At 60.4% G+C, this 19,548-nt stretch carries 15 protein-coding genes; 7 read left to right on the top strand and 8 right to left on the bottom strand.

Features of this window, described 5'->3' with window-relative positions:
* Positions 1 to 76: 76 nt before the first annotated feature.
* The 3 genes from ACQZ48_RS09495 to ACQZ48_RS09485 form a co-directional block, all read right to left on the bottom strand.
* Positions 77 to 790 (bottom strand): transporter substrate-binding domain-containing protein, encoded by a 714-nt coding sequence (locus tag ACQZ48_RS09495; RefSeq protein ID WP_191217504.1) that lies wholly within the window; start codon positions 788 to 790, stop codon positions 77 to 79.
* 17 nt (positions 791 to 807) lie between these two features.
* On the bottom strand, positions 808 to 3,195 hold the full coding sequence (locus ACQZ48_RS09490; protein WP_191217505.1) for a putative bifunctional diguanylate cyclase/phosphodiesterase: 2,388 nt from the start codon (positions 3,193 to 3,195) through the stop codon (positions 808 to 810).
* Positions 3,196 to 3,503: 308 nt separating this feature from the next.
* Complete coding sequence (locus ACQZ48_RS09485) at positions 3,504 to 4,112, bottom strand: 50S ribosomal protein L25/general stress protein Ctc (protein WP_077981585.1); 609 nt, start codon at positions 4,110 to 4,112, stop codon at positions 3,504 to 3,506.
* A 302-nt stretch (positions 4,113 to 4,414) separates the two neighbouring features.
* Here ACQZ48_RS09485 and ACQZ48_RS09480 point away from each other — a divergent pair, with 302 nt between their 5' ends.
* The 3 genes from ACQZ48_RS09480 to adh all read left to right on the top strand — a co-directional run bounded on the left by ACQZ48_RS09480 (position 4,415) and on the right by adh (position 9,254).
* Positions 4,415 to 6,496 carry a putative bifunctional diguanylate cyclase/phosphodiesterase gene (locus tag ACQZ48_RS09480; RefSeq protein WP_448728820.1) on the top strand — a complete coding sequence of 694 codons (2,082 nt, stop codon included), beginning with the start codon at positions 4,415 to 4,417 and terminating at the stop codon, positions 6,494 to 6,496.
* A 107-nt stretch (positions 6,497 to 6,603) separates the two neighbouring features.
* The gene (locus tag ACQZ48_RS09475; RefSeq protein WP_077981636.1) at positions 6,604 to 7,563 is read left to right on the top strand and encodes a helix-turn-helix domain-containing protein; all 960 of its coding nucleotides are present in this window, start codon (positions 6,604 to 6,606) and stop codon (positions 7,561 to 7,563) included.
* A 173-nt stretch (positions 7,564 to 7,736) separates the two neighbouring features.
* Entirely contained in the window at positions 7,737 to 9,254 is a 1,518-nt protein-coding gene (adh, locus tag ACQZ48_RS09470) for an aldehyde dehydrogenase (RefSeq protein ID WP_077981587.1), read from the top strand.
* Between the two features lie 132 nt (positions 9,255 to 9,386).
* Here adh and ACQZ48_RS09465 read toward each other — a convergent pair whose 3' ends face one another.
* The gene (locus ACQZ48_RS09465; RefSeq protein WP_191217507.1) at positions 9,387 to 11,651 is read right to left on the bottom strand and encodes a methyl-accepting chemotaxis protein; all 2,265 of its coding nucleotides are present in this window, start codon (positions 11,649 to 11,651) and stop codon (positions 9,387 to 9,389) included.
* 197 nt (positions 11,652 to 11,848) lie between these two features.
* Between ACQZ48_RS09465 and ACQZ48_RS09460 the strand changes: the two genes are divergently transcribed.
* Genes ACQZ48_RS09460 through ACQZ48_RS09445 form a run of 4 tightly spaced genes read left to right on the top strand, consistent with a single transcriptional unit; the run spans position 11,849 to position 15,317 of the window.
* Entirely contained in the window at positions 11,849 to 12,688 is an 840-nt protein-coding gene (locus tag ACQZ48_RS09460; RefSeq protein ID WP_077983054.1) for a glycosyltransferase family 2 protein, read from the top strand.
* A gap of 20 nt (positions 12,689 to 12,708) precedes the next feature.
* On the top strand, positions 12,709 to 12,996 hold the full coding sequence (locus tag ACQZ48_RS09455; protein ID WP_031233742.1) for a lipid-A-disaccharide synthase N-terminal domain-containing protein: 288 nt from the start codon (positions 12,709 to 12,711) through the stop codon (positions 12,994 to 12,996).
* On the top strand, positions 12,971 to 14,479 hold the full coding sequence (locus ACQZ48_RS09450; RefSeq protein ID WP_448728757.1) for an ArnT family glycosyltransferase: 1,509 nt from the start codon (positions 12,971 to 12,973) through the stop codon (positions 14,477 to 14,479). Before ACQZ48_RS09455 ends, ACQZ48_RS09450 begins: the two co-directional genes overlap by 26 nt.
* On the top strand, positions 14,469 to 15,317 hold the full coding sequence (locus ACQZ48_RS09445; protein WP_137410753.1) for a phosphatase PAP2 family protein: 849 nt from the start codon (positions 14,469 to 14,471) through the stop codon (positions 15,315 to 15,317). Before ACQZ48_RS09450 ends, ACQZ48_RS09445 begins: the two co-directional genes overlap by 11 nt.
* Before the next feature lie 250 nt (positions 15,318 to 15,567).
* Here ACQZ48_RS09445 and ACQZ48_RS09440 read toward each other — a convergent pair whose 3' ends face one another.
* The 4 genes from ACQZ48_RS09440 to pgeF form a co-directional block, all read right to left on the bottom strand.
* A complete protein-coding gene (locus ACQZ48_RS09440) occupies positions 15,568 to 16,500 on the bottom strand; it encodes a ribose-phosphate pyrophosphokinase (RefSeq protein ID WP_010972147.1) in 933 nt (310 codons plus the stop codon).
* A gap of 220 nt (positions 16,501 to 16,720) precedes the next feature.
* Positions 16,721 to 17,455, bottom strand: a complete 735-nt coding sequence (locus ACQZ48_RS09435; protein WP_448728756.1) for a hypothetical protein — start codon at positions 17,453 to 17,455, stop codon at positions 16,721 to 16,723.
* An 89-nt stretch (positions 17,456 to 17,544) separates the two neighbouring features.
* Positions 17,545 to 18,696: a M24 family metallopeptidase gene (locus ACQZ48_RS09430; protein ID WP_080790155.1), complete on the bottom strand. Its 1,152-nt coding sequence runs from the start codon at positions 18,694 to 18,696 to the stop codon at positions 17,545 to 17,547.
* A gap of 1 nt (position 18,697) precedes the next feature.
* Entirely contained in the window at positions 18,698 to 19,492 is a 795-nt protein-coding gene (gene pgeF / locus ACQZ48_RS09425) for a peptidoglycan editing factor PgeF (RefSeq protein ID WP_080790157.1), read from the bottom strand.
* Positions 19,493 to 19,548: the final 56 nt, after the last annotated feature.

Here is a 19,548-nt window from a genome sequence, read left to right as displayed (position 1 = left end):
CGTTTTGCCTGATGATGCTGTTGTCACCACCCCGAAAACCGCCGGCTGTCAATCTTTTTATGGAGTTTCGGATGGTTCAGGGACTGACGAGATTGTAGCGGTCGAATATTCGCTGCTGTGTTCCATCGGCGATCAACCTGTCCAGCCGGGCCTGCAATTTTGCGATCACCTCGTCTGGTACGCTTTTGTTACATGCAAGGCCAAGCTGCTGCCGTGAGAGGGTTATCACTTCCCTGAACGTGTCGGCCGGCAGGCTTTTGAAGGTGCTCTCCGACATGGGCATCAGGTCAATGCGGCCGGCATTCAGCTTGTGAAGGGTGATCTCGAAATCCGCGCCGACATCCACCTGCGGGAAACCGAGCTTTTCGAGAAGCGCCTCGGTGTAATCTCCACGCTGGGTTCCCACCCGATATTTCCTCGCGTCCTCGAGGCTGAAGGCTTCGATATTCGCGTCGCGGCGCGCCACGAGAATGTTGCGGTCGATATGGATCGGCGTGACCCATTTGAACTGCTTCTCCCGCTCCAGCGTTCTGGCAGCGGCGAAGACGCAGTGCATGGCCTGCGTTCTGGCCAGTGCGATGGCCCTTGCCCAGGGCATGACGGCGACTTCGTAGCTGGTACCGGTGTCTTCGAGCACGGTTCTGAGCTGGTCGAAATAGACACCCCGCACGCTGCCGTCGCTGGCCTGCAGATTATAGGGCGGATAAACCTCGGTGGTCAGAAACAGCTTGGCGGCGCTGGCCGGAGTGGCGAGCGCAAGGAAGATCAGGCAAAAGCGGATCAGTCCCATGGCTGGCCCCCTGCGGTTCACGCTTGTCGCGCCGCGGCTCGGTCTTGCCCGGACGCGGTGTCGAGTGATGCGATCAGTTTTTCCACGGGTTGCGGGCGTGCGAAGAAATATCCCTGTCCGAAATCAGCGCCTATGTCGGTCAGAAGCGCTTTCTGTTCTTCCGTCTCGACACCCTCGGCAATGACAGCGCAGTTCATTTTGTGCGAAATGGCCGCGATGCCTTCGACCAGCATTCGGTTGCGTTGCCTGATGTCCATCCTGTCGTCGCAGATCGAGCGGGTGAAGGACTGGTCGATCTTGACGATATCGACCGGAAAACGGCTGAGATAGCTGAGCGAGGAATAACCCGTGCCGAAATCATCCAGCGCGATGCGGCAGCCGAGCTGGTGGATGGCGTTGAGGATCGCCCGGATTTGCGGATCGTCCTTCATGATAACGGCTTCGGTGATCTCGATGACCAGCCGTTTCGGAAGAATGCCGTGGCGGTGCAGAACGCCGGCGATGCGGGTCGGCAATCCCGGTTCGAATTGCAGCGGCGAGAAATTCACCGCCACATAGGTCTGTTCCATACCCGGCAGGCGCGACAGCCTGGCGAGATTGGCGATCGACTGATCGAGAATGACATTGCCGATGCGGTGGATAGTGCCGTTTTCTTCCGCAAGGCTGACGATCGCGGCCGGGGAAAGCAAGCCCTTGTCCGGGTGGTTGAGACGCAGCAGCGCCTCGAAACCCGCCGTCTGGCCGGTGGCGAGGTTTTCTATCGGCTGGAAATAGGCCTCGAACCAGTCTTCGGAAAGTGCCTGCGCGATATCCCGCTCCAGCTCCGCATGTTCGCGCGCCCGGTCCATGATCGAGCTGTCGAAGACCTGCGAGCCGTTCTTGCCGGTGCGCTTGCGGGTATACATCGCCATGTCGGCATTCTGCAGAAGCTCGGAGGCGCTGGCGGCGTGCAGGGGATAGACCGCCATGCCGATGCTGGCGCTGAGGCGGATGCTGTTGCTTTCAATCTCGAAAGGCGTGTCCAGCATGGCGCAGATGCGCTCGCAGAATTGCAGGGCGCGCTCTTCCACCTTGTCACCGGCCAGAAGAATGGCGAATTCGTCGCCGCCGAGCCGCGATGCGCTGTCCAGCGGCGTCAGCATGGGCTCGAGCTTCAGCGTGAATTGTTTGAGCACGGCATCGCCCGCAGCGTGGCCGAGATTGTCGTTGATCGCCTTGAACCGGTCGAGGTCGATGAACAGGCAGGCCAACTCGCTACCATTGCGATCCGCATCGCGGATCTGCACGTCGAGAATCGCCTCGAAGCCCTGCCGGTTGAAGAGGCCGGTCAGGTGGTCTGAAATGGCTTGCTGTCGGTTGCGCTTTTCCGACTGGCGCAGTTCGGTTACGTCGGTCATGACGCAGAGGCAGATGCTCTGATGGGCCGCATCGCCGGAATCAAGAGACTTTTCCAGGATGAGAGCGTCCATGACGCCGCCATCCATGCAATGGAAACGCACGGTAATGCCGCTATGCGAGGCATCGGGCAAGGGATGCGCGGTCTTGCGCTGCTGGAAGAGAAGCCTGTCATCGGGATGGATGAGATCGGCGAAGTTCAGGCCGAGTATCCGGGAACGATCGTAGCCCGTCGCCTGCACCCAATAGTCGCTGACGGCGGCAATGCGGTCGTGCCTGTCGAGCGAAAACAGCATGGCGGGCGTCCGGTTGTAGATCTCCGTCTTGCGCTCGTGTGCGTTCTTGATCTCCAGTTCTTCCTTTTCAAGCTGGGACTGCATTTCGTTGAAGCTTTTCGCCAGCCTGCCGATTTCGTCTTTCGAACGCCAGTCGACGTGGTGGCGCGAGCCGAGACGCCGCGTCGCTTCTATTGCCGCCGCAAGCCGCATCAGCGGACGGATGACCATGAAGCGGTTGCCGGCGATGGCGGCGAGAACGATAGTGAGGACGGCGAGGATGAAAATCGTAATGAAAGCCAGTTCGGTGCGGCTCAAAGAGGTCATAAGGCTGACATTGTCGTAATAGATCGTCAGTTGGCCGACGGTGACGGAGCCCTTCGTGGTCTTGTAGGTTACTTCGCGCGTCGTCGAGGCTGCATCCTGAATGATGTCGCTGCCGGCTGTCTGGACGACATCGAGTTGGCCGGACGTATCCCTGACCTCGACCATCCTGATCACGGGGTCGGAAATGAGCGTTCCGGTAATCTGGTTTATGGTGTCGTCATCAAGATCCCACAGTGGTCGTGCAAGCGCCTGCGCATTGGTCGACAGCAGAATCTCAAGGTGGTTACGCTGGCTGCGAATGGCTTCGTGATAGGACAGCGTCAGCAAAAGCGTGAAGAGCGGGGCGACCACTGTAAGAAGTGCGCCGGAAACTATCGCGATAAAGCGGCTTTCGACGGAATGAGCCATGTTAAATTGCAGCTACCCTTTGCCCCAAACTTGCTGCGCCGCGTTTCGTCCGCCCGGAGGGTTTTGCAGGGTTTCCGGCGAAAGCCCGTTTCACCACGCATTTCCTCAGCCCGGCCGGTGTTCCACGACAGCGCGAGGGTATCGTTTCATGGAAGTGTTAATCGACACTGAAACGGTTTCCGTATCAGGTCAGGATGGCGAGCTTTCTGGTTTTAAAGTTCATGAAAACTAAAAGGCCCGTTCCGAATACGGAACGGGCCTCATTTTTCAAAGCTGTCTCCAAGGTCGTACGGCCTTGCGGCCGCCGATTATTCCTCGGAAGCTTCTTCGGTCGTTTCTTCAGCGACGCCAGCAGCCGGAGCAACGATCGTTGCGATCGTAAAGTCACGGTCGGCGATGACCGGCGTGATGTTCTTCGGCAGCTTCACATTCGAAATGTGGACGCTGTCGCCGATCTTCAGACCAGCGAGATCGACCGTGATGAATTCCGGAATGTCGTTGGCCGGGCAGTGGAACTCCACGGTGTGGCGAACGATGTTCAGAACGCCGCCGATCTTGATGTCCGACTTTTCTTCGTTTTCGAAGTGAACCGGAACTTCAACGTTGACGAGCGTGTTGCCCGAAACGCGCAGGAAGTCGACGTGCATGGTGAAGTCGCGGACCGGATCAAGCTGGTAATCCTTCGGGAGAACCTTGATCTTCTTGCCGTCGACGTCGATGGTCGCAACCGTCGTCATGAAACCGCCAGCGTGGATACGCTTGGTGACTTCATTGGTCGACAGAGCGATGGAAATGGGGGCCTGCTTGTCACCATAGATGACAGCGGGAATCAAACCGTTGCGGCGAAGTTCACGAGAGGACCCCTTACCAACTCGTTCGCGCGCCTCGGCCTTGAGCTCATACGATTCTTTGCTCATGGCAATTCCTTTCGAGGTTATATGGAGAGTTCATGCCCGCGGGCGCTGAACTGGGGAGGTGCAAGCACCATCCCACCCGCGTTGCCTCCAAGGGTGTCTACACGGGTGCGGGCGCTATAATACAAACGGCAGACAAAGACAAGAGTGGCCAGGTTTTGGCTGCTGACGCTTTGTAATTTTATTAGAGTTCACTAATTCACCCGTTTGTTGCAACCTTTAATATATGCTTATCCATGCACATAAACCCGGTGAAAACTTGGCGAATGATAAGGCTATGCAAAATTCCAATTGCGTAGATGACAATGCTCAAAGTTCTCGAGTGCCTCACCATAGATCACGACTATCGATACACTGCCGCAGCAGTCTTCGTCTGCATGCTGGGCAGTTTCGTTTCGATGCGCCTTTTTTCGAAAGCGCGTCTGGCGACGGGTGTGCAGAAGGTCAACTGGTTGTTCCTCGCGGGCGTCAATGGCGGGGCGGCGATATGGACCACCCATTTCGTGGCGATGCTGGGCTATGTCGCGGCCGGTGAGGTGGGGTATGATCCTTATCTGACCGGGCTGTCGCTTTTGATCGCCATTACCACAACGACTGCCGGCTTCGGCATTTCCGCCTATGGAGGGCGCAGCGTGCTGGTGGAAGCCGGCGGCATGATCCTCGGGCTCGGCATTGCGGCAATGCATTATACCGGCATGGCGGCCTACAATGTTCAAGGCATGATCTTCTGGGATCAGGCTTATGTCATCGCTTCGCTGTTGCTCGGGGCAGCGCTTGGCGCCCTTGCAGTCAATCGCATTGCCCGGCCTCTCAACCGTTTCTGCCAATATGGCGGAGTGACATTTCTCATCCTCGCCATTGCGTCGATGCACTATACCGGCATGGCTTCCATGTCCTTCGCTTTCGATCCGCGCATCGTCATTCCGGAAAATCTGCTGCCGCCGGCCATCATGGGCGGGGGCGCAATCGCCGTGACGCTGCTGCTTCTGGCGCTCGGACTTTCCACCTATGTCATCGATGCCCAGTCCACCCAGCAGGCGGTCGCGCGCTATCGTCATCTTTCGTTGCACGATCCGCTAACGGGCATTCCCAACCGGGCGGCCTTTATCGAACATCTCAATCGCCGCACACTCCATATTTCGTTAGGCGCGCATACCGCGCTTCTGTCGATCGATCTCGATCGTTTCAAGGAAATCAACGACGTGCATGGCCATGCGGCGGGTGACGCTGTGCTGCGCGCCATCGCCGACCGCGCGAGTTCCGTGCTGAAGGCCGGGGAGTTCCTGGCGCGCATGGGCGGCGATGAATTCGTGGCGATGACCCATTCCTATTACACCCGGGCCGATGGGGCAGAATTCGCGCAACGACTGATCGAGCAAATCAGCAGGCCGGTCGAGTGGAACGGCCAGACATTTTCTGTCGGCGCCAGCGTCGGCATCTCTGTGCGTAACACTGGTGCTATCGATGCCGATACCTTGATGGCGCAGGCGGATGTTGCGATGTACAGGGCAAAAAGCGGTACTTCGGACACGATCTGCTTCTATGACAAATCCATGGACGAGGCCGCGCGCGAGCGCAATGCACTTGCCATCGCCATGCGCAGCGGCCTCGCCAACAATGAGTTCGAGCTTTATTACCAGCAGCAAAACGACACCAAAAGCGGCAGCATCGTCGGTTTCGAGGCGCTTTTGCGCTGGAACCATCCCGAACGCGGCATGGTCTCTCCCGTCGAATTCATTCCGATCGCCGAACAGACCGGCTTCATCGTGGAATTGGGCGAGTGGGTTCTGAGAGAGGCATGCGCGCAGGCGGCGAGGTGGAAAAAGTCACTCGCCATTGCCGTAAACGTCGCGCCGCAGCAGCTTGCGGACAACGATTTCCCCGACAAGGTTGAGAGAATTCTTGCCGAAACCGGGCTTGCGCCGGAGAGGCTGGAGCTTGAAATCACCGAAGGCAGCATCATAGCCGATCATCGCCACGCGCTCGTCACCATCCGCAAACTCAAGGCGCTCGGCGTCAAGATCGCCATGGACGATTACGGCACGGGCTATTCCTCGCTTTCGACCCTGCAGAGCTTCCCCTTCGACAAGATCAAGATCGACCGTGCCTTCATTGACGGCCTCTCGACCAACGTGCAGTCGGAGGCGATCGTTCGCTCGACGCTCATCCTGGCGCACAGCCTCAATATTCCGGTGCTTGCGGAAGGGGTCGAAACCAAGGCCCATATCGAGTTCCTGCGGCGTGAAGGCTGCCTGCAGGTTCAGGGCTTCTTTTTCGGCAAGCCCGGTCCGGTGACCTCGATTGCCAATCTCGTGGACGACACCTTCCTCTCGGCCGAGGACGAAACGGAAGTGACCGCCGGCCGGCGATATTTCAAGGCCGTCTGACAGTCTGGCGCAGCCACGCTTGCGCCCGGCAAGGCCAGTCTCGATTTTTTTTGTTGAAACATGGCCGCTTCCAGCGCACCATCGCACAAAAGCTTTGGGAGGAGCGTATGCCGACAGACATCGCCCATGCGGAACGCGTGTATGAAACCGCGCGACACCGTTCTGCCGCCGCAAGTTCTCCGATTGTGGCCTCCTGGCGTCGCTGCATGGTCAAACATCACCTTGCACCCGAGGAAAACCGCAAGCCGATCTTTCTTAGCGAAGTTGAATTCCGCCGCGCCCGTGAGAGTGCGGCTGGCCTGATTGCCGAAAGCACGGATGAACTCGACCGCATTTTCCAAAGCGTCGGCAAATCCGGCTGCTGCCTGCTTTTGACCGACGCACAGGGCGTTGCGCTGGAGCGGCGTGGTGCCTCGGGCGATGATCGTGATTTCCGGGCGCTTGGTCTCTGGTCCGGGGCGGTCTGGAGCGAAGCGAGCGTGGGCACCAATGGCATCGGTACGGCGCTCGTTGATGAGCGCTCGGTGGTGGTCTACCGCGATCAGCATTTCTTCACGTCGAATACCGAACTCTGCTGCACGACAGCGCCCATCCGTGACCATACCGGCCGGGTGACCGGCGCCCTCGATATTTCCACCTGCCGCGACGATATCAACGAGATGACCTTCTCCTTCGTCACCCAGGCGGTGAAGGATGCGGCGCAGCGAATCGAGGGTAATCTTTTCCGCCGGGCCTTTCCGGGTGCGCGCATCGTTGTCGTGCCGAGCGGTTTCGGGGCGGCGCTTTCGCTGCTTGCCGTGGATCAGGACGATCTCGTGCTGGGGGCGACCCGCGCCGCACGCCTTGCGCTGAAGCTGGACGATGCCCGGATCGCGCAGGGACTGCCCGCCGCGGATGTTCTTCAGGAACAGCGCCACGACAGCGGTTCAGACCTTGCGGAAGCGGAACGTTCGGCGCTTCGCCGCGTCTTGTCGCGCACCAACGGCAATGTCACGCAGGCGGCCTCGCTGCTCGGCATCAGCCGCGCCACGCTTCACCGCAAGATGAAGAAATTCGGCGTGCACTAAGGTCCTCGCGGTTGCGATCCGGCCAATCATGCCGGATCGCGGCGTCTTTGTCGCAGATGTGAGACAATGTGCGCTGCGGAACCGCGCCGCCCCTCTACCGAACCGCATCATCTAGGCCCACCTTCCTCCCATGCGGTCCGCTCAGGATCGTTTTCATCAGGGAGGATGAAATCATGAACATTCAGGTTCAGCAGAAAGCGGGCGAAGCGCCCTTCAAGCTGAAATACGGCAATTACATTGGCGGCAAGTGGGTGGAGCCGAAGTCCGGCCGCTACATGGAGAATCTTTCGCCGGTGACCGGCCATAAGATCTGCGAAGTGCCGCGCTCGGATGCGTCCGACATCGAGTTCGCGCTCGACGCAGCACACAAGGCGCGCGACAAATGGGGTAAGACCAGCATAACCGAGCGCTCCAACATCCTGCTCAAGATCGCCCAGCGGATCGAAGACAATCTCGATCTCATCGCCCGGGCAGAAACCTGGGACAATGGCAAGCCGCTGCGTGAAACCACCAATGCGGATATTCCGCTCGCCATCGATCATTTCCGATATTTCGCGGGCTGCATCCGCGCTCAGGAAGGCACGATCGGCGAAATCGACAACGATACCGTCGCCTATCACTTCCATGAACCGCTCGGTGTCGTCGGCCAGATCATTCCGTGGAACTTCCCGATCCTGATGGCCGCGTGGAAGCTTGCGCCGGCGCTTGCTGCCGGCAATTGCGTGGTGCTGAAGCCTGCGGAACAGACGCCTGCCTCGATTCTCATCGTAATGGAGCTGATTGAAGATCTGCTGCCGCCCGGCGTTCTCAACATCGTCAACGGTACGGGCCTTGAAGCCGGCAAGCCGTTGGCGCAGAGCAACCGCATCGCCAAGATCGCGTTTACCGGCTCCACCTCGGTCGGCAAGGAAATCATGCGGTATGCGGCCGACAACGTCACCAACATCACCCTGGAACTGGGCGGCAAGTCGCCGAACATCTTCTTCGCCGATGTGATGAACGAGGACGATGCCTTCCTCGACAAGGCGCTCGAAGGTTTCGCCTTCTTCGCGCTGAACCAGGGCGAAGTCTGCACCTGCCCCTCGCGGGCGCTGGTGCATGAATCGATCTATGACCGCTTCATGGAAAAGGCGATCAAGCGCGTTCAGGCCATAAGCCAGGACGATCCGCTCAACCCGTCGACCATGCTGGGCGCGCAGGCCTCGCAGGAACAGTTCGACAAGATCATGAGCTATCTGGAGATCGGCAAGAAGGAAGGTGCCAAGGTTCTGACCGGCGGCGACCGCAAGACGCTGACGGGCGACCTGAAGGACGGCTACTACATCCAGCCGACCGTATTTGAAGGCAATAACAAGATGCGGATTTTCCAGGAGGAAATCTTCGGTCCTGTCGTTTCCGTCACCACCTTCAAGACGGTGGAAGAAGCACTCGAAATTGCCAATGACACGGTTTACGGTCTGGGCGCGGGCGTCTGGAGCCGCGACACGAACATCGCTTATCGGGCCGGGCGTGGCATCGAAGCGGGCCGTGTGTGGACGAACTGCTATCACGTCTATCCGGCGGGTGCTGCCTTTGGCGGTTACAAGCAGTCGGGCATCGGTCGCGAGACCCACAAGATGATGCTCGATCACTACCAGCAGACCAAGAACCTGCTCGTGTCCTACAGCCCGAACAAGGTCGGTTTCTTCTGAGGTCCTCCCCGGAAGCCGGCGAGGGGCTGTGGCGCCAGATCGCCGGCGTGTTCCCAGGGGTTTCGGCCCCTGGGAACCCGGCTTCAAACAGAAAGGCCGGAGGTTCTGCCTCCGGCCTTTTTTCGTTGCGGTTTATGCCGCGTAACGCTGGTCTTGTTGGCGGAGGCTGCCGACCGAGAACTGCCCCACCTGTTCGGTCAGGCCGTCGGCCTCGCTGGACAGCGAGAAGGCGGCGGCCGTCGTTTCCTCCACCATGGCCGCATTCTGCTGCGTCACATGGTCGAGTTCGTTGACGGAGGCGTTGATTTCGCTGAGACGGCCGGACTGATCGCGCGATGCGGTGGCGATCTCGCCGATCTGGTCGTTGACCGACTGGATGCGTTTCTGGATCTGCTCGAGGCTTTCACCGGTCTTCAGCACCAGCGCCACGCCGCTTTCCACATCGCCTGCAGAGGTTGCGATCAGCGTCGTGATGTCACGCGCGGCGGCTGCCGATTTCTGGGCCAATTCACGAACCTCCTGCGCCACGACCGCGAAGCCCTTTCCGGCCTCCCCGGCGCGCGCGGCTTCCACACCGGCATTCAGCGCCAAAAGATTGGTCTGGAAGGCGATCTGGTCGATGACGTCGATGATCTGGCGGATCTTGGCCGACGAGGTCTCGATACGTTCCATCGCGACAATCGCTTCTTTCACGACAGCGGTGGATTTATGGGCGTCCTGCATCGTGCCGGCCGTTGCCTCGACGGCGACATTGCAGCGCGACAGCGAGAGATTGACGGCCTGCGTCATGTCTCCGAGCGCTGCTGCCGCTTCCTCAAGGGCTGCGGCCTGGCGTTCGGTGCGACGCGACAGGTCTTCCGATGCGCTTTTCAATTCGCCGGAGCCGGAGCGGATGGCATTGGCGCTTTCGCCGATGTTGGAGATGGTCGCTTCCAGGCCCGCCATGGAGTTGTTGAAGTCGACGCGCAGGTGATCGAGCGACGGCACGAAGGATTTGTCGATGCGGAGATCGAGCCTGCCGGCCGCAAGATTGGCAAGACCGGTGGCGAGTGCGTCGACAGCCTCTTCCAGTTCCTTGGCGCTTCTTGCCTTTTCCATCTCGCGCTGGGCGCGTTCCTCGTCCAGTTCCTCGCCCTTGCGATGGGCTTCTTCTTCCATGCGCTGCTTGTCCAGAATGCCCTGGCGGAAGGATTCCAGCGCGCGCGCCATGGTGCCGATCTCGTCGCCGCGGGAAACGGCCTTGATCTCGATATTGCTATCACCGCCGTTCAGGCGTTCCATCAATGCGGCAAGGCCGGTCAATGGCTTGGTGAGGCTGGCGGACACAAAAATACCGATCAGCGTCATGATCGCGAGTACCGCCAGTGTTGCGATGGTTGCCCAGAAGGCGAGATCGTTGGCGGCGGCCAGCACCTTGCTTTCCTGCTGGCCGATGGCCAGAAGATGTTTCTGTCCGAAAACGGAGACTGGGCGATAGGCATAGAAGATGTTACCGGCAGGCGTCTGCGCCATCACCATTCCGGCATCGCTTGCGCCCGACAGGGCCGCGAGATTTTCGGAAACGGTGGCATCCGCACCGCCCGAGAGGATCCCGGCGCGGCGTTTGCCATCCGCGCTCAGAAGAACGGCGTCATCAATTGTCTTGCCGGTTTCTTCGGGCGTCACCACCGCGCCGATACGGTCGGCGGCGATGCGCATGATGACGGCGCCCTTGCGCTGAATCTGGCCCCAGTTGGAAACGGCCAGCGGCATGCCGATCATGGCCGAATCATTTTCCCCACCGCTGAAGCCGGTGGTGCTGACGACACCGTCCTTGCCGGCCTCGATGCGGTCGAACAGCTCCTTGATCGCAGCGTTCTGCGGTTCCGTCACGCTGGTGAGGAAGTTCTTCCCCTTGGTCACGGTGTAAATAATGAGGCCGGTCTTGTCGATCACGTAGATGTCGCTGACACGGGTGTTGCGCCAGACGCTGGCGATGGCGGCGTTGATGGTGGCGTGGCGAATGGCGTAAAGCAGTCGCAGGCCTTCGCCGTTGAAGGAGGCGCGCTCCTCCTCGGAAACGCCCTCGCGGCGGAAAGCCTGGATGATGGCGTCCTTTTCCGTCGGCACAACGGTGGTCATCGTTTCCAGCGCCTGTGCGATTGCAGCATTCTGCGACAGTTCGGAGATGCTCTGTTCGACACGCAGAGTATAGGCATCGAGCTGCTTGGACTGGTTGCTTGCAACCGTTTCGAGCCTGATTTCGCTGGCGTCTATAAGACCCGACTTGCCCATCTCGTAGGATAACAGCCCCACGGACAGGCAGGAGACCAGCGTCGCGCCCGTGACGAGCGCTGCGAATTTGGCCTTGATCGACAATGATTTAGCTTTGACAGCAGTCGGATTTGCACCCGGCATCCTGTTCCCTCCCCCAAAAAAACGTAGCCGCACGGTGGCAAAAATTGCTTACGGTCGCGTTAAAGGGTTGCGAATTGTAGGATTATTTCCCGCATGCCGTGAGAAAAACTTCGACAGCAATCGAGGTTCCACCGAAACGTGCCGTTATAAAACTGCAATAGAACAGGCGCATATCGAGCGAAGATCAACGGCTGTTCATGTTCATGCAAGCTTTTCGCGCTCCTTCTCTCGCCACTATCGATGATGTCTGCGGACTGAATGCAGACGGATATGACGGAGCCAGCGTGAAACCGAGGCCGGATTTCGCCGTTGTCGTGCCCATGCACAATGAGCAAGCGAGTGTGGAAACGCTCGTGGCGGAGATTTTCGTCGCCTGTCAGCCGGTCGGCGCCTTCGAGATCGTGGTTGTGGACGATGCGTCTTCCGACGGCACGGTCGACGCGGTGCTTGCGCTCGGGGACCGTTATCCGATGCTGCGGCTCGTCCGGCACGATCGCCAGGGCGGCCAGTCTGCGGCGATCCACAGCGGCGTGCAGGCGGCGCGTGCGCCGGTCATTTGCATGCTGGATGGAGACGGGCAGAACCCGCCGGACAATCTGCCGGCACTTCTTGCGCCGCTTCTCTCCGCAGGCGCCTCCAGCCGGCTCGGTCTCGTGGCCGGCCAGCGCGTCGGCCGGCGCGATACGCTCGGAAAACGCCTTTCCTCCCGCTTTGCCAACGGGCTTCGGGCGCGGATATTGAAGGACGGCACGCGTGACACCGGCTGCGGGCTAAAGGCCTTCCGCCGCGACGCCTATCTCGCCTTGCCCTATTTCGATCATCACCATCGCTATTTCCCGGCGCTGTTCAATCGCGATGGCTGGCAGGTCGCCCATGTCGACGTCACGCACCGGGCACGGCTGCACGGGAATTCCCATTACACCAATATCGGCCGCGCGCTTGTCGGCATCCACGATCTGATCGGCGTCGCCTGGCTGCTGCGCCGGCGAAAGCGGTCAAGCTGGGCTGAAACTTTCAAAACGGAGACATCGCCGTGAACGCACCGGCTTTATGGTCCATGCTGCATGTGAACAGCTGGAAGGAATTTCTGTGGGTCTGCACCGGCTTCATGGGCCAGATGCTGTTCACCATGCGCTTTCTGGTTCAATGGATTTCTTCGGAACGGGCAAACCGCTCGGTCATTCCGGTGGCGTTCTGGTATTTTTCCGTTCTCGGCGGTCTGGTGCTGCTTTCCTACGCCATCTGGCGGCGCGATCCGGTCTTCATTCTGGGCCAGGCGTCCGGCCTTTTTATCTATGCCCGAAATCTCTGGTTGATTCATGCAGAACGCCGCCAGCATGCATGAGGCGACAACCCTGCCTTATGCGCAGGCAGGCGATGAGCGTCGGTGGCTGACATTTGCATTCGCGGCGATCGTCCTCGTGACGGCGCTGCGCGTCCTTGCGCTGGCCTTCAACCGGACCGACCTTTTCGTCGATGAGGCGCAATATTGGCTATGGGGCAGGGAGATGGCGTTCGGCGCCTATTCCAAGCCGCCCTTGATCGGCTGGCTTATCCGCGCGGCAACCGTTCTGGGCGGCGGCGAGGGCACTTTTCAGGTGCGGCTGGCCGCACCCGTGGTGCATGGCGTGGCGGCGGCGGCCATCCTTGCCCTCGGCCGCATGATCTATGATGTCAGGCTGGCATCCCTGGCCGCCCTTATCTATCTGACCTTGCCGGCGGTAACGCTCGGCAGCCTGCTGATCTCCACCGATACACCGATGATGCTGTTCATCGTGCTGTCGATGATCTCCATGCGCAAGCTTGCGCTCGCCCGCTACGAGGGCAGGGCGTCGTCGGGCTGGAGCATCGTCCTCGGGCTGTGCTTCGGCCTCGGGCTGATGTCGAAATATGCGATGATCTATTTTCTGCCCTGCTTCATCGCCGCCGGCTGGCTCTGCGAGGCGTGGCGCATCCGGCTGCGTGACGCGGCATTTGCCGCGCTCGTCTGCGTTGTCGTCATCGCGCCCAATCTGTGGTGGAACGCGGCGCATGATTTCATGACCGCACGCCATACGGCGGACAATGCGAACTGGCATGGCGTCCGGCTGAAGATCGGTTCCGCGCTGGAATTCTTCTTCTCCCAGGCGGGCGTGGTCGGCCCATTCGTTTTTGTCGGCATGATCGTCGCAACAATTCGTGCGAAGAATGCCGAAACCCGGGCGCTGGTCGCTCTTTCGGTGCCGATTGTTCTGCTGATCACCGCGCAGGGTTTGATGTCGCGGGCGCTCGCCAACTGGGCGGTCGGGGCCTATGCGGCCGGCGTGCTTCTGGCGGTGCCGGTCCTGGCGTCGCGGCGCTGGCTCATCGTGTCCACTCTCGTGCTCGGCGGCATCGTGGCCGTGGCGCTGCCGCTGATGACCATTGCCGGAACGCAATTGCGCCTGCCGAGTGGTGAACTGGCGATGAAGCGGTATCTGGGGCGCGCCGACCTGGTGTCGACCGGTCTGTTACGGGCGCGCGAGGCGGGGGCGGACGCCATTGTCGCTACGGACCGTTCGATACTCGCCGAACTCTTTTATCAATTACGGGACGAAAAACAGGTGAAGACGCGCGCACTGCCCGAAACCGGCGTGCCTTCCAGCCATTATGCCCTTCTTTACCCGCTGAAACCCGGCGAGGCGAAATATCCCTTGTTCCTGGCAAGTGCGGATGGCCTGCCGGCGTGCCTTGCCGGTGAGGCGCCGGTCGCCCGCTGGACCGCCGGGCCGGGCTTCTTCGAGGGCAGGGAAATCGGCCTCTGGCGCCTGCTGCCGCGATGCATGCCGGAGGGCAGCAATGGACAATGATCTTTCGCATATGCGGATCACGATCTGGGTGACATTCGCGACATTGGCGCTCGTCATCCTGTTCGCGACCTTTCCCTCCATCGATCTCAGCTTCTCCGCCCTGTTTTTCTCGCCCGTCGAGCAGCCATGGTCCGGCCGTGAACCGTTTCCCGAATGGTTGCGGGATACGCTGCGCGAAGGTACGGAGCTTGCCACTCTTCTGGCTTTCATGATCCTTGTCGGCAATCTTCGGCTGGGTACGCTGCAAAGAACCGGCTGGCGAGTGTGGGCCTTCCTTTGCGGGCCGGTGATCCTTTGTGCCGGGCTTCTCGTCAATGGTGTGCTGAAGGCGACTATCGGTCGCGCCCGCCCATTCAGCGTCACCGAATTCGGCGGTCAGCAGCTTTTCACGCCGCCTTTCCAGTACAGTGCGCAATGTTATTCGAACTGCTCGTTTTCTTCCGGCGAAACCGCGCTGATCGCCAGTTTCTTCCTGCCGCTCTGCGTGCTCGTCTGGCCCCGGCTGCAACGGCGCGGACGCTTGGCGATGGGAAGCATCGCCGCCGGCATGATCGTCCTTATGTCCGGCTTGCGCATTGCGGCCGGCGGACATTTCCTCAGCGATGTGGTGATGTCGATCCTGTTTTCCGCCTTGACGACCCTGTTCCTCTATCGGCTGCTGGCGGTAAACCGTCACCGTCACCTGTTCACCGTCAATGCGGTCAGAGCCGATACGGTCAGCATCTGGCGCAATGGTCGCCATGCTGTCCTCACGCGGCTTCGGCGCTGGTGGCCGAAAATCAAGGCTGCAGCCTCACGTCTGCAGCGGCCGCCGGACGCGGGTGCGGCATCGTCTTAAGAGGAACTTCAAAGTTCGCTTCAATGAGGTGAATGGCGAGCGCGCCAGATACTCCTGCGCCACCCTCGTACTTGTCCCGGGGATCCGCGGCCTATTGATTTTATTCACCGCGATTAGATCCTCGGCACAGGGCCGAGGATGACGTCGAGGCAACCAGCGATTTCGAGATGGACCGCAGCCTGCCCGACAATCTGAACCGGGCGGCAATTCGCCAGGCCGCAGAATGATTGCCGAGGTTTGCCGCAGCTTCTCAGTCGAACAGGCCGGATACCGACTGTTCCTGCGCGGTGCGGTTGATCGCCTCGCCGAGCAGGCCGGCAGTGCTGACCACGCGGATATTGTGCGCGGACTGGACACCGGTGGTCGGCTGGATGCTGTCGGTGATGACGAGTTCGCGCAGCTTCGAGGAGGCAACGCGGGCAACCGCGCCGCCGGAAAGTACACCGTGGGTGATATAGGCGGTAACGCTGGTCGCGCCCTTTTTCAACAGGGCTTCTGCGGCATTGCAGAGCGTGCCGCCGGAATCGATGATGTCGTCGATGAGGATACAATCCTTGCCGGAGACGTCGCCGATGACGTTCATGACCTCGGATTCGCCGGGACGGTCACGGCGCTTGTCGACGATGGCCAGAAGACAGTCGAGACGCTTCGAAAGGGCACGCGCGCGCACCACGCCGCCGACGTCAGGTGAAACCACCATGACATTGTTGGTGTCGTAATGGTCCTTCACGTCGCGGGCGAGAATGGGCGCTGCGAAGAGATTGTCGGTGGGGATATCGAAAAAGCCCTGGATCTGGCCGGCATGGAGATCGAGGGTGAGAACTCGGTCGGCGCCGGCTTCGGTGATCAGATTGGCGACGAGCTTGGCGGAAATCGGGGTGCGGGGGCCTGCCTTGCGATCCTGGCGGGCATAACCGAAATAGGGCAGCACCGCGGTGATACGTTTTGCCGAGGAGCGGCGCATGGCATCGATCATGATGAGCAGTTCCATCAGATGATCATTTGCCGGGAAGGAGGTGGACTGGACGATGAAAACGTCCTCGCCGCGCACGTTCTCGCTGATTTCTACGAATATTTCCTGGTCAGCAAACCGCTTTACAGTGGCATTTCCGAGAGGAACGTTCAGATACTTGCAGATCGCTTCGGCAAGGTGCCGGTTCGAATTGCCTGCGAAAACCTTCATTGCGGCCGCCTGTTTCCATGCCATCGCCTTGCATTACGGGGCTCAATCCACCGTAACCAAGCGTCGTTCAAGGGGAGGAACATCCGGCTGAAAAGCCTTTGCCGGATACGCCTTGTTGCCATGCGCGCCTTAATAGCGCTGTTGCTTCCGATTGCAAGAGGACTCCGCGCTTTCGCAATGATTTTCGTGAAATCTCTGTGACTTCTCCCGCCGTTTCACCTCATCCGCGTTGAGACTGCTTCCATGACGTATACTCACCCAGCGTTTTTGCAGCGATATCCTGCATGACCCTGTCGGTCACGGCGGCCCATGGATCGCTGCCTTTTGCTACGACGCTTTCCTGTCCCTGCAGGCGGTGCAGCCGCACACCATTGGCGTCCAGAATGTCCCAGACGTAAACGATGTTGACCTTGCCGCCATCGGCAAAGGCGGAGAAATATCCCTTCAGGATATTTTCAGCCGAATTGTCGTTGGAGGCCCGGATGGTCAGCCCCTTCGCCCGCGCTTCGGCCCCGAGCTGGCGCGACAGCGGCGTGACCGCCTGAACCGGTGCACCGATGATCGGCAGGAAGCGGATGGAATTACCGGAGGCCGCAGGCGCAAGTGACGCCGTCTGCTGTGCGGGTGCGGGTTGAGCGGCGGCGGTCTGGCTCTGGCGAAGCGGTTCGCCATATTGGCTGCCATTGGACAGGGCTTGCGCCTGCGCCTGCAACGAGTTCTGCGGTGCGTAGGCAGGAACGGATGTCGCGGTTGCCGGAGCGCCAGCGGGGGCGCGGTCGGCGGCGGCGGCCATCTGGTCGAGGTCGCCCTGCGTTACGGGTGTCGATTGCGAGGTGTTATGGCCGACATCCACCTGTGGTGTCAGCGCTTCCGTCGTGTTGCAGCCTGACAGGGCCAGCATCATCGCTGGAACAATGATGGCTGGAAAAAGGGGGGTAAACCCCATCCGGCTCATGCGATTTTCCCTCTCATGTTCCGCTCCTTCTTGCCCAAGGTGGCGCAATGTAAGGGCGGTCTTCCCGCTCTGTCAAACCCGGCGGCGATTTAAGCTGTGAGAAGATCGAGGTTGTGGCGCGAGAGCGGCTCCGGCGCGCCGTCGGTGGTGAGATAGGTCTGGCCGAGCGTCATGGCCGTACCGGAATCGGAATCCATCACGATCATATGCACGAAGAGCGTCATGTCGGCGGTGATCTCCTGCGGATTGCCGGTATGGAACATCTGATGCTCCATCCAGGATGGCGAGAAGCGCGCGCCCAGCGAATAACCGCAGGAGTTTAGCCGATGGCGCGTCAATCCACGTTCATCCATCACGCGGGCATGAACGTCGAAGACATCGCCGAAGGTCTTGCCCGGTCGCAGCACCTCTTCGATGGCGGTGAGGTTTTGCAGGCAGGCGCTGTAAAGCTCCTTCTGGCGGAAATCCTGTTCGCCGATCACCACCGTGCGCATCATGGCGGCATGGTAATGGGCGCTGACGCCGGCCCATTCCAGCGTCAGCTGGTCTTTGGCGTCGAGCCTGCGGCGGCCGGCCTTGTAGCGGCACAGCAGCGCATCCGCGCCGGAACCGACGATGAATTCATTGGCGGGGTAATCGCCGCCACCGGCCAGAACCGCTCCCTGCATCGCTGCCAGGATCGCGGCCTCGTCCGCGCCGGGCCTGATGAGCGGAAGCGCCGCGTCGAGCGCGGCATCGGCCAGTTGGCCCGCCTTGCGCGCATGGGCGATCTCGGCGGGGCTTTTGACCAGCCGCAGGGTGCTGACCAAATAGGAAGCGTCGCTCATCTGGCAAAAGCTGGCGAGCTGGTTGTCCAGCAGGCGGGCGACGCGGCCGGTCATGCCGTGTGTGTCATATTCGACGCCGATCTTTGCACCCAAAAGGTCAAGATCGCTCAGCAGGTTCTTGAGGTCGAGCGTCGGGTCGGCATTGGGCCGGTCGGCCCAGATCTGGATATTCTCGATGATGGAGGTATTGCGCGCCTGCCGCAGATCCGCCGAGCGGGTCAGCAGCGTCATGGAGCCGTCCGATTTCACCACCAGCGTCTGGAAGAAGCAGTAGCCGAACGTGTCATAGCCGGTCAGCCAATACATGCTTTCCTGTGCAAAAAGCAGAAGGGCGTCCAGCTTCTCCTCGGCCATTTTTGCGAGCAGCCGCTCGCGGCGGGCATCGAATTCCGAAAGCTCGAAATGCAGGGCCATGTCAGTCCTCCAGAATTGCGATTGCGGAAATCTGCCGGCCGTAATCGGGTTCGGCGCGGTGGGTGGTGCGGCGGTAGGAATAGAAACGATGTTCGTCGGGATAGGTGCAGAGGCCGAGGTTTTCCGCCTTCACGCCGGCTTTCGTCAGCCGGTCGACGGTGAATTGCTTGAGGTCGAACAAGGCGTGGCCTTGCCTTTCCGTCCCGGCGAAATAATCCGCGTAGGCCGGATCGATATCGGTGAAGCGCGCCACATATTCCGGTCCGACTTCATAATTATCCTGGCTGATAGACGGGCCAAGCGAGGCGGCGATGCGCTCCCGGCTGGCGCCGAGCTTCGTCATGGCCTCAATGGTGTTTTCGAGCACGCCGAAGAGCGCGCCCTTCCAGCCGGCATGGGCCGCACCCACGACGCCTGCTTCCGCATCCGCAAACAGGATCGGTCCGCAATCGGCGCTCAGCACGCCCAGCACGAAACCGGGGGTTGCCGTGACCATCGCGTCGGCCTGCGGACGGTTGCCGTCGTAATTGTCATCGACAACGACGACGTCGGGGGAGTGGACCTGATGCACGGTGGCGAGGCGCCCCGGCGGCAGGCCGAACCATTGCGTTACGCGCCGGCGGTTTTCCTGCACTTTTTCGGGTTCGTCATGGGAGCCGAGGCCGACATTGAGGCCCTGATAAAGCCCTTCCGAAACGCCGCCCTGCCGGGTGAAGAAACCGTGGCGGACACGGTTTTCGCCTGACGCGGCGAGCAAGGGGGACTGGAGCGGGAGCGGCAGCGTTGCGTTCTGCATGGTGTGGGAATTCCTTGGAGAATGTCGCTGTTGGCCAGTGGAATAGGGTTAAGCGA

This window comes from Agrobacterium sp. 22-209-1, assembly GCF_053522485.1.
The sequence above is the reverse complement of the archived record's forward strand: the minus strand, read 5'-3'. Positions and strand labels throughout refer to the sequence as shown.

What these genes read in the sequence shown, in the direction of transcription:
- ACQZ48_RS09495 (WP_191217504.1), bottom strand. Translation starts at nt 790, where the DNA reads ATGGGACTGATCCGCTTTTGCCTGATCTTCCTTGCGCTCGCCACTCCG.
- ACQZ48_RS09490 (WP_191217505.1), bottom strand. Translation starts at nt 3,195, where the DNA reads ATGGCTCATTCCGTCGAAAGCCGCTTTATCGCGATAGTTTCCGGCGCA.
- ACQZ48_RS09485 (WP_077981585.1), bottom strand. Translation starts at nt 4,112, where the DNA reads ATGAGCAAAGAATCGTATGAGCTCAAGGCCGAGGCGCGCGAACGAGTT.
- ACQZ48_RS09480 (WP_448728820.1), top strand. Translation starts at nt 4,415, where the DNA reads ATGCTCAAAGTTCTCGAGTGCCTCACCATAGATCACGACTATCGATAC.
- ACQZ48_RS09475 (WP_077981636.1), top strand. Translation starts at nt 6,604, where the DNA reads ATGCCGACAGACATCGCCCATGCGGAACGCGTGTATGAAACCGCGCGA.
- adh (WP_077981587.1), top strand. Translation starts at nt 7,737, where the DNA reads ATGAACATTCAGGTTCAGCAGAAAGCGGGCGAAGCGCCCTTCAAGCTG.
- ACQZ48_RS09465 (WP_191217507.1), bottom strand. Translation starts at nt 11,651, where the DNA reads ATGCCGGGTGCAAATCCGACTGCTGTCAAAGCTAAATCATTGTCGATC.
- ACQZ48_RS09460 (WP_077983054.1), top strand. Translation starts at nt 11,849, where the DNA reads ATGTTCATGCAAGCTTTTCGCGCTCCTTCTCTCGCCACTATCGATGAT.
- ACQZ48_RS09455 (WP_031233742.1), top strand. Translation starts at nt 12,709, where the DNA reads ATGCTGCATGTGAACAGCTGGAAGGAATTTCTGTGGGTCTGCACCGGC.
- ACQZ48_RS09450 (WP_448728757.1), top strand. Translation starts at nt 12,971, where the DNA reads ATGCAGAACGCCGCCAGCATGCATGAGGCGACAACCCTGCCTTATGCG.
- ACQZ48_RS09445 (WP_137410753.1), top strand. Translation starts at nt 14,469, where the DNA reads ATGGACAATGATCTTTCGCATATGCGGATCACGATCTGGGTGACATTC.
- ACQZ48_RS09440 (WP_010972147.1), bottom strand. Translation starts at nt 16,500, where the DNA reads ATGAAGGTTTTCGCAGGCAATTCGAACCGGCACCTTGCCGAAGCGATC.
- ACQZ48_RS09435 (WP_448728756.1), bottom strand. Translation starts at nt 17,455, where the DNA reads ATGAGCCGGATGGGGTTTACCCCCCTTTTTCCAGCCATCATTGTTCCA.
- ACQZ48_RS09430 (WP_080790155.1), bottom strand. Translation starts at nt 18,696, where the DNA reads ATGGCCCTGCATTTCGAGCTTTCGGAATTCGATGCCCGCCGCGAGCGG.
- pgeF (WP_080790157.1), bottom strand. Translation starts at nt 19,492, where the DNA reads ATGCAGAACGCAACGCTGCCGCTCCCGCTCCAGTCCCCCTTGCTCGCC.